The following is an 863-nucleotide window of genomic DNA, read 5'->3' on the forward strand; positions in this document are numbered from 1 at the left end:
GGGAGTGGTCGAAGGTGGGACTGGCGATTGTGACGAAGTCGTAACAAGGTAGCCGTACCGGAAGGTGCGGCTGGATCACCTCCTTTCTAGGGAGTTTTTCCCGAACTCAGAACGAAAACAGCACGAATCGCGCGCGGACGAGCGCGGCGCCGCCAGGGTTTCGCTCTGGCGGGCAGCCAGCACGCTGTTGGGCTCTGAGGGGAGCAATGTCCTACCTGGACTGCTCTCTGCCGAACCTTGAGAACTGCACAGTGGACGTCGCGAGCATCTTCTGTGGACAAGCTTTACAGGCACACGGTGGATGCCTCGGCACCAGGAGCCGATGAAGGACGTGGGAGGCTGCGATAAGCCTGGGGGAGCTGCCAGCCGAGCTGTGATCCCAGGATCTCCGAATGGGGAAACCCGGCCGGAGGGAAGTCCGGTCACCGCTGCCTGAACACATAGGGCAGTCGGGGGGAACGCGGGGAAGTGAAACATCTCAGTACCCGCAGGAAGAGAAAGCAAAAGCGATTCCCGGAGTAGTGGCGAGCGAAACGGGAACACGGCTAAACCGAGCACGTGTCAATAGCTGGCAGGCGTTGCGTGTTCGGGGTAGTGGGACCACCCAGTCGGGACTGCCATCCCGACGGGAAGTTCCGTGTCGTTAGCCGAAGGTGCTGGAACGCACCAGCGAAGAGGGGGACACTCCCGTAGGCGAAAACGACCCGAACTTCCGGGTGGGATCCCGAGTAGCACGGTACCCGTGGAATTCCGTGTGAATCCGCCAGGACCACCTGGTAAGCCTAAACACTCCCTGGTGACCGATAGTGCATGAGTACCGTGAGGGAAAGGTGAAAAGTACCCCGGGAGGGGAGTGAAAGAGT

General features: G+C 60.5%; 2 rRNA genes. Both read left to right on the forward strand.

Annotated elements, in window-relative coordinates:
* Nucleotides 1–86 (forward strand): 16S ribosomal RNA (locus SREC43747_RS0119265); the annotation flags it as partial.
* 189 nt (nucleotides 87–275) lie between these two features.
* Nucleotides 276–863 (forward strand): 23S ribosomal RNA (locus tag SREC43747_RS0119270); the annotation flags it as partial.

Source organism: Saccharopolyspora rectivirgula DSM 43747, from assembly GCF_000497205.1.
Taxonomy (GTDB): domain Bacteria; phylum Actinomycetota; class Actinomycetes; order Mycobacteriales; family Pseudonocardiaceae; genus Saccharopolyspora; species Saccharopolyspora rectivirgula.